This window comes from uncultured Parvimonas sp. (assembly GCF_963524015.1).
Lineage (GTDB): Bacteria > Bacillota > Clostridia > Tissierellales > Peptoniphilaceae > Parvimonas.
On record NZ_CAURDT010000003.1, the window covers coordinates 181,680 to 191,568 of the forward strand.

Genomic DNA, 9,889 nt, shown 5'->3' on the forward strand with positions numbered 1-9,889 from the left:
AAATCCAAATTTATTTAAAAATAACGTCGAACTTTTTTCATATAATCTTCATAACTTTTTCCAAATTTTTCTATACACCATCTCTCTTCAGAGACAATAATCCAATGAGCAGAAATTTGGAAGATTATTACTGTTACAAACATTATTAAAGACTGTATTAGTAAAGACGATCCTAAGAAGCAAACAAAATAAGCCACATAAATAGGATTTCTTGAAAATTTATAAATACCATTGATATTTAACCCATCGCCATTCGGGAATGCAAAACATACAAGAGAAATCGCACATAGTATTATTCCTACGATAAACAAAATTAATCCTAAATAAAATTTTAGAGAATAATCAATTTTTATTGTTGAAATTATTATACATATAAATAAAACTATATTGGATATCTGATAGATGTAGTATGCTATTTGTTCAGATTTTTGTATTGGGGCAAAATATCCAGCTCGCTGAATAGCTTCCCTTTTTATGATTAATAGTAATCCAAATCTTACTATTAGAAATACTAGCAAAAGCCAAAAACCACTCATTATATATCTCCTAATAACTTAATCTCACTAAATGTTTAACAATATTATACCCTATTTTTTAGTTTTACAGCTATTTCTCATTCTACTTTATATTTCTTTCTTGCAATAAATCTATCAATTAAATCAAACAAAAAACTAAGGATTATCTCCTTAGTTTTTACTAAATTTACTATTCTGTTCTCAAAGCTTCAACCGGATTTTGTTTTGCTGCACTCTTTGAAGGAAGAAATCCTCCTATTAAAGTTAAAATCATACTGATTAAGATTAAGGTTATAGCCTGTGGAACGGATAAATAAGCCGTTATATTCGGCATTTCAGTAACTTTTCTTATTACAATATTTATCGGTATTAGTAATAAATATGTTATTCCAACTCCAAGTAGTCCTGCGAACAAGCCTATTATTCCAGTTTCCGCATTAAAGACTTGTGATATATTTTTCTTTGAAGCTCCGATAGATCTTAAAATTCCAATCTCTTTCTTTCTTTCGAGCACACTTATATAAGTTATAACCCCAATCATAATTGAAGAAACAATGAGCGATATGGATACGAAAGCAATTAATACATAACTTATTACATTTATAATTGTAGTTACGGAAGAAAGTATTGCTCCAACTAAATCTGTATAGGTTATCATTTTATCCTCTTCGGAATTGTTTTTCCTCATCTCATTATAGCTATCAAGTAAGGAAATTATTGATTTTTTAGCTTCAAAATCTTTAGGATATATACTAATTTTAGAAATATCATTATCTTCCGCATAGTTAAATAATTTCATATTATTCTCATACGAACTTTCATTACTATTAGCCATAGCCATAATAAAAGATTTTATTTCTTCTTCATTTAAATTCATTGAAAAGGCATTTCCGAATTTACTTGGATCTATTGATATTGCCTGTGGTAAATTTTTCATAGAAGATGTTAGAACATTTTTAATATTATCGGCTATTGCAGTTGATATATTTTTCATCAAATTTTCCACAAAACTTTGTGAAGAATTTTGATTTCCTTGTAAACTACCTTTTATTAAGTCATTCACTCCCGAAGAAATCATATTTTTTGCTTCATCAGTTGCAATATAAGAATTAAAAGAATCTTTTAATTTAGATGGATCAGGCTTGTTATTTTCTTTAGCATATTTCAAATATCCATTTGATAAAGCTTCTGCTAATTCTGATATATCTTTATTATCTATTTTTAAATTTTCTCCCAAAGAATTTAATAGCTTTCTAGTTTCAGCTGAAACTTTTTCTCTCGCTTCTAGACTTTTCAAATACTCTAGTAAATATTGATTAAATTTATTAGGATCTGTGTAGTTATTCTTTTTTGCAAATTCAGGATATCCTGACATAATGGATTTCATTATTTCCGTTATCTTTTCATTTGTAATTAAAGAACCAGAATTTTTAGCAATCATCTTAGAAAAAAATTCTTTTAAAATATTTTTTGCCTCATCAGTTTTCATATAATCACTTATTGATTTTGGCAATTCGCTATAATTAGTCGAAGGATCTTTAGATGAATAATCTAAATATCCTTTTAGTATATTACTTATTAGTCCAACTAATTTATCCGAATCGAGCTTTATATCTAAATTTTTTAAAAAATCCGTATTCGAACTATTATTTAAATATTTTGAAAAATCAATATTTTTCATTGAATTAGCATCAAAATTTAATTTAGAAGTATCTATTTTAAAAGCTTCAAACAGTTTTTTCTGATCTATTGAAAATAACTTTGCAAAGTCTAAATTCTGTTTAATTTTTTCTCCAAAAGGAGTGTTTGTTAAAACATTAACATCTGGACTTTCTTTTTGTGCCTTTACAATTTCACTTTCTTTTGATATTTTTCTTAAATTTGTTTCTAAGTCATCCGTATACCAAATACCAGTTGACAAAATTAATGAACTTTCGTCACTATTTGGAGAAGCTATTCCAACTATTTTTAATTTTTTTGAATTGTTTTTTAAAAGATTTTCTACAAATGGACTATCGGTAGAATTCTCTATATAAACTTTATTTTTAGAGTCATATGAATAAAGTTGTGAGCTACTTAAAACTTTAAATTCTCTACCTACAATATCTTCATATTTCCAAGAGGTATTGTCTTCTTCTACATCTGTTTTTTCTCTATTTGCAAATTTTTTTACCATTTTTGAAAGCTCGTCATTATCACGAAGCCCCAGTGAATAAAAAATAAAATCAGATAGAGAACCCTTTGAGTTAGTTATTACTATCGCTTCATTTTCATTACTTGGCCAAGAACCATATTTTAAAGTGTATTTATCCTTGTATAAGTCAGGATTCTTAGGTAATTTATAAAATGCCCTCATAGAATTTCTTGAAAAAAGAAAATTATTTGAAGATAAACCCATTGATTTCATTGCTTCATTTGGATTTACTTGAACATATTTTTCATTATTTAAAGTATAAATCCTAGGAGTAATATCATATTTATATTCTATCGTCTTAGCATAATCATTAATTGCTTTTCCGTCATTTTCAAAATATTCTTTTAAGGAGGATAAATCATTTTTATTAATTGCAGATAGCATCTTTTGAATAGTTTTGACTTCTGTTATATCTCCATCATTATTTTCTCCACTTGATGTTTCAAACATTCTACCCATAGAAAAACTACTTTTATCAATCTCTATTGGATAAGAAATCATTGTTTCCTCTTCTGTATCTTTAATAAACTGATTTACACCATTGGATAAACCTAAAATTAAAGCTATACCAATTATTCCAATTGAACCTGCAATTGCAACCATAAGAGTTCTTTTGAATTTAGTTTTTAAGTTATTAAAACTTAAAGCTATACTTGTTAGATATGACATTGAGGACTTCCCAAAATTTTTATGAACACCTTCACTCTCATTCTCTAAAATAAAAGGGTTGGTATCAGAAATAATTCGTCCGTCATTTAATTCAACAATTCTAGTTGAATATTCATTTGCCAACTTAGGATTATGAGTAACCATTATTACAAGTCTATCTTTTGCAACCTCTTTAAGTAACTCCATTACTTGAACACTTGTTTCCGAATCAAGCGCACCTGTAGGTTCATCCGCAAGCACAATGCTAGGATTATTTACAAGAGCTCTTGCTATTGCAACTCTTTGCATTTGCCCACCGGATAATTGATTAGGCTTTTTATGCATTTGACTTTTAAGTCCAACCTTATCCAATACATCTATCGCTCTTTTTTCTCTTTCAGCCTTAGATATCCCTGAAATAGTTAAAGCCAATTCCACATTGGCTAAAATAGTCTGATGAGAAATTAAGTTATAACTTTGAAAAACAAAACCTATCGTATGATTTCTATAACTGTCCCAATCTTCATTTTTATATTTTTTAGTTGATATTCCATCAATTAAAAGCTCACCTTGTTCATATTTATCTAATCCACCTATTATATTTAATAGAGTAGATTTTCCACTACCACTCGGACCAAGAATAGATACAAATTCATTATCTCTAAAATTAAGAGATACATTATCTAATGCTTTTTGAATTAAATCTCCTGTTTTATAACTTTTACTGATATTCTTAAGCTGTAACATTCCAGTCCTCCTTTACTAATATAAATTTTTGAGTTAAATTTTATATACCCTTTTATCTAAAAAATTAAATAAATACAATAAAAATAACCACTTTCAACTAAAAATTTGTACAAAAAATTAACATTTCTTATTAATACGAAAAAATAAAATTGAAAAAACTTTGTTCTAGTGATATAATAAGTATAATTTAACAAAGTTAAATTATATTAATGTTTATTTTAATATCAAAAAAATTTTTATATATAATTTTAAAGTTAATAAAAAAGAGGTGATTTTATGAAAATACTAATTATTGGAAAAGGTGGACGTGAACATGCAATGTTAAAGGCATGTCAAAAGAGTAAATTAGTTGAAAAAATCTATGTTTTACCTGGAAATTGCAAGATGGATGGCGCAACAAAAGTAGATATAGATATGTATGATATTGAAAAAATTAAAGACTTTGCAATAAAAGAAAATATCGACTTGACTATAGTAGGTCCTGCTGACGTTTTAGCTCTTGGAATAAAAGACGAGTTCGATAAAAATGATTTAAGACTTTTCGGACCTACTAAATCTGCAACAAGAATAGAATCAAGTAGATATTTTACTAAACAACTTATGGAAAAATTAAAGATACCTACAACTAAATATGTTGTATTTACTGATAGAGAACAAGCTCTAAAATTCGTTTCAGAAATTGAAAAATTTCCTGTTACTATAAAGATTGATTCTCTTCCAAAAAATATGGGAATTTTCATTGCAAGAAGCAACAAAATGGCAACAGATATAGTTAATGAAATCTTTGATGAAAATGAAAATTCAAAAATTTTAGTTGAAGAATTTATTATAGGTAAAGAATTCTCAATCTTTGCATTAGTAAAAAATAGCAAAGTTTATCCACTACAAATTGTTAAGGATTATAAGAGAACATCAGATAGCGACGAGGCTGAACATACAGGTGGTATGGGAGCTTGTAGCCCTGTTGCAAAAATTACAGATAATGAAATTGAACAAGTTGTTGATAAAATCTTAAAACCTATGGCAAAATCAATGTTTGAAGACGGTTATGGATTTGAAGGGTTTTTATATGGAGAAATTGTTGTAACAAAAGATGGAATAAAAGTTTTAAGTTTTAACGCTAGACTTGGAGATCCTGAAGCTGAAGTCCTATTGCCACGTTTAGAGTCCGACTTTGTTCAAAACATTTTGGATGTAATGAATGATAAAGAACCTGAAATCAAATGGAATGATGAAGTTTGTGTTGGTGTAGTTCTTGCATCTAACGGTTATCCGTCAAAGGAAAAATGTCAAGATAAAATTAATCTAGTTCCGATAGAAAGTGATGTTTGCTTTATGGGAGTTGAAGAAAAAAACAATCAACTCTATGCAAAGGGCGGAAGAAATTTAATTGTAACAGCTATGGCAGAAGATTTTGAAAAAGCAAGAGAATTAGCTTACAGAGATATTGAAAAATTAAAGAGTGACTCTTTCTTCTACAGAGAAGATGTAGGAAGATTTTAATAAATAAATTAAAAGCATACTTAATAAAAATAAGTATGCTTTTTTTAAGTCCTTTATAGGACTTACTATTAATTGTAAACAAATAATAATAATGAGCTCTCCAGTGCAATTGTATCTAAAGATACAATTGACTCGTCAGACCTACTTTTGTTTACAAGTAAACAAAGTTAGGGCTAGATTCACTTCGTTCATTTCAGTCGAGATGACGTATTAGGAATATCTCTATGCAAAACATTTTGACGTGAATTATTTTGTTCTATATAATATGTTAAAATACAATGATATAATTTTTTTCTATTTTATTTATAACGATAATTTGAAGTTTATTTACTATTCACGTTAAGCTACCAATCAAAGTAATTTCTATTATACGTCATTTCGACCGAAACGAAGTGTAGCGGAGAAATCTCACACTTTTGCTTTAGCAAAAGTAAATGTATCGTAGATACATAAAATATGAAACTCTCATACTAAATAGGGCTTTGAGAGATTTGCATAATAATTTTATCTAACTATTTTTTATTTCTTTCAGAAATACTATTGCTTGCCAGCAATAGTTGAGATCTCCAGAGTCATTTTATCAAATGCTACAATGACTCCGTCAGACCTACTTTTGTTTACAAGTAAACAAAGTTAGGGCTAGATTGACTACGCTCGAGATGACGTGTTAGGAGCTTTTCTTTGCCAACTGCTATGACGTGAAATGTATTGTAAAACGACAAAAAAAGAGAGCCTATGCCCTCTTTTTTATTACCTATTTATTTCTTTTCTTTCTAGAAATTTGTAGAAGTCCAAGACTCACTCCAGCCATTGCCATATATCCAAATAACTGTGTTCCTATTGATGTTTTTGGAACTCTTGGTTTAATTGGTTTTTCCTTATTAGTAATTACAAAGCCATCTTTTGCATTTCCTTCTATCTTAGTATCATAGCCTTCAACTGCAACTTCATTTACTGTATAAGTTATTTCTTTTCCGTTTTCATCATATTTTGGCAAGTCTTTGAAAGTATGTTTCCAAGAATTTCCTTCGTTCAACTTAACATTTTGAATTTCTTTTCCATTTGCTAAAAGTTGTACTTCAATTTCTTTTAATACCTTTCCAATCCATTTCTTTTCAACTGGAACTTGTGTTTTTTCTACATTTCTATTAGTAATTACAAAACCGTCTTTTGCATTTCCTTCTATCTTGCTTTCATATCCTTCAATTTCCACTTCTTTTACTGTATAAACTATTTCTTTTCCATTGTCATCATATACAGGTAGGTCTTTGAATGTATGTTTCCAAGAATTTGCTTCATTTAATTTAGCTGATTGAACTTCTTGTCCATTTGCTAATAATTTAACTTCGATTTCATTTACAGCTTTTCCTAGCCATTTCTTTTCTACAGGAACTTCTGTCTTTGCTAAATTCTTATTTGTAATTACAAAACCGTCTTTTGCATTTCCTTCTATCTTGCTTTCGTAACCTTCAATTGCTACTTCTTTTACTGTATAAGTTATTTCTTTTCCATTGTCATCATATACAGGTAGGTCTTTGAATGTATGTTTCCAAGAATTTGCTTCATTTAATTTAGCTGATTGAACTTCTTGCCCATTTGCTAAAAGTTTTACTTCGATTTCATTTACAGCTTTTCCTAACCATTTCTTTTCTACAGGAACTTCTGTCTTTTCTATATTCTTATTAGTAATTACAAAGCCGTCTTTTGCATTTCCTTCTATCTTGCTTTCGTAACCTTTAACACTTACTTCTTGAACTGTATAAACTATTTCTTTTCCGTTTTTATACTTGTCAAGGTTTGTAAATTTACCTTTCCAATTTTCACTCTTCTTTAAAGTTAAAGTTTTACCAGTATCTTCTCCATCAGCAAGTAATTTTACAGTTACTTCTTCAACGCTTTCTGGTCCAATCCATTTCTTTTCTACAGGGATTTCAGTTTTTTCAACATTATGTTTGTTTTTGATGATATATCCTAAAACTCCACCTACTTCTCCTGCAATTATTTCATTTTCATATCCATCAACTACTGTTTCTTCTTTAACAGTGTATTTGATTTCATTTCCTTTTGCATCATATTTGTCAAGGTTTGTAAATTCACCTTTCCAACCATTTTCTTCATTTAATTTTATAGTCTTATCTGTAGGAATACCATCTTGTAGTAATCTTACAACTACTTCTTTAACCCTTTTACCATCTTGGTTATTATTGTCTTCCCATCTCTTTTCTACAGGAATTTTAACTTTTTCATTACTTTTATTTATGATAGTATAATCATTAGTTCCATTTTGTTTTATTTCTGTATCATAACCATTGATTTTTTCTTCTTCAACAGTATACTTGATTTCAGTTTTTCCGTCATCTTTAAATTTATTTAAGTTTTTAAAAGTATGTTGCCAATTATTTTCTTCGCTCAAAGTAACTTGATCGATTTTTTTGCCATCAGCTAATAAATTAACTTTAACACTTGAAGCTTTTTTACCAACCCAAGTCTTATTAACTTTTACTTCAGTTTTTGCTCTCTTATTAGTTATAGTTCTTATTACAGCTACATCATCTTTTACTTCAACATTAATAATTTCGTCATTCTTTATCCAACCTGCAGGAGCTTCAATTTCTGTAATTTCATAAGTTCCTTTAACTAATTTATCAGAAACAGCTTCCCCTTTTTCGTCAGTTACTAATTCAAAGGTTTGTTTTGTTGCCTTATTTGTAATTTTAAACTTAGCACCTTTTAAAGGCATTTGTTTATTTTCAGCATCAACTTTAATAATCTTTATCTTTCCTAGCAAATCACCTTCAATGCTTCCGTTTGAAAGTGCACTTTTATATCTACTTGACACTTCTTTACTTTCACCTTGTGAAAACATCTTTAATCTATTTTTTATCACAATGTTAGGCTTGTAAGTTGATTTATATCTTAACATATATTGTTCGCCATTATTAATATCTCCAAGTACAAATCTAAATTTTGTTCCATTTTCAGAAAATTGAACTCTATCTCCGATATTTTCTGTTGATAAAACTCTTGTTATATTTCCATATTTGTCAAATTTAACCTTTTGAAGAACGAAACTGTCTCTTATGTAGCGAAGTCCATTAAAATCGCCTTTTTCAACTGTTAATTTATCTTCAAAAGCAACATTTTTAAAACTTCTACCATTTACATTAAAACGAACATTCCATCTTACCTCATTAGCATTTTCATTTATTCTGCTAGGCCATTTAGTTAAAATTTCGTCTATTTCTCCTGGCTTTTCTATATCAATGTCTTTAGGAATTTTTTTGCCATTAATCTCTATTTCTAATTTATTTTTTCCTCCAATCTTTATTTTGCTATAATTAAATAAAGATTCCATTGAAACTTTACCTTTTACATTGTAAAGATTTTCAACTTTTTCATTTAGAGTTACTCTTAAAGTTCCTCCCCCATCTTTTTTAACATCAATATGTCCTTGTCCATAAACTGTTTTTCCATCTAGTCCATAGATTGGAAAATTAACTGCTGCAGAATCTCCTATAAACTTAAATTTATCTGGCAGTTTAACTTCAAAGTAATCACCTTTTTTCAAAGTATTTCCATACTTTTGAGCATTCCATTCTAAATTAACTCTAAATCTACTCCAGCTATAGAATTTCTTTAATTCTTGTCCTTGCCCATTTGTAATTGTAAATTTTGTAATATTTACCTGTGGTGAAATATTTCTACCCGATTCAGCTGAAACTCTGAAAGCAGGTAATAGAGTACCTAATACCATAAGTACACTCAACATCATACAATAAAATCTTTTTTTCATTGCTTGCTCCTCCTCATAGAATGTGTTTGATATTATACCTATTTTTAAAAATATAATGGCGATTATTTTTAAAAATACATAGTTATTAGAGCCTAAATCTAATAACTCAATTTGAATAAATTTCATTACTTAATAAAATTTACTCAACTATCATAATAATGATAACATTTTTATATCTATAGGTCAAATAAATTAAATATATATTTAAATTAATACAGCTTAACGACAATAAAGTATATTGCAATTCAATACTCAAGCGTTATGATGAAGCACATAGACCTCAGTAAATATCAGATTTTTTTATTAGTTTATCTTTTTAAAAAATATTATTAAAATTTTGAAAAAAATGTTTTTCCAAAAATTTTTTATAAAAAAAATACTCGTTTTTATACGAGTATGTTTTTTATTGTGAAACAACAAGGTTCCCGGGAACACACCCGATGCAAAGCATCGTGGAAGGGTGGGGTTGTTATTGCGAAGCAACAAGGT

General features: G+C 28.2%; 4 protein-coding genes. 1 reads left to right on the forward strand and 3 read right to left on the reverse strand.

The window, feature by feature from the left end; translation table 11 throughout:
• Positions 1 to 14: 14 nt before the first annotated feature.
• Together RWJ08_RS05455 and RWJ08_RS05460 are read right to left on the reverse strand one after the other, a co-directional pair.
• Positions 15 to 536, reverse strand: a complete 522-nt coding sequence (locus RWJ08_RS05455) for a methyltransferase (RefSeq protein WP_313961350.1) — start codon at positions 534 to 536, stop codon at positions 15 to 17.
• Between the two features lie 169 nt (positions 537 to 705).
• Positions 706 to 4,104 (reverse strand): ATP-binding cassette domain-containing protein, encoded by a 3,399-nt coding sequence (locus tag RWJ08_RS05460; protein WP_313961351.1) that lies wholly within the window; start codon positions 4,102 to 4,104, stop codon positions 706 to 708.
• A gap of 276 nt (positions 4,105 to 4,380) precedes the next feature.
• On the opposite strand from RWJ08_RS05460, the gene purD reads away from it, so the two are divergent.
• Positions 4,381 to 5,607, forward strand: a complete 1,227-nt coding sequence (gene purD / locus RWJ08_RS05465) for a phosphoribosylamine--glycine ligase (protein ID WP_313961352.1) — start codon at positions 4,381 to 4,383, stop codon at positions 5,605 to 5,607.
• Between the two features lie 754 nt (positions 5,608 to 6,361).
• Here purD and RWJ08_RS05470 read toward each other — a convergent pair.
• Positions 6,362 to 9,400: a Cna B-type domain-containing protein gene (locus RWJ08_RS05470; protein WP_313961353.1), complete on the reverse strand. Its 3,039-nt coding sequence runs from the start codon at positions 9,398 to 9,400 to the stop codon at positions 6,362 to 6,364.
• Positions 9,401 to 9,889 lie beyond the last annotated feature (489 nt).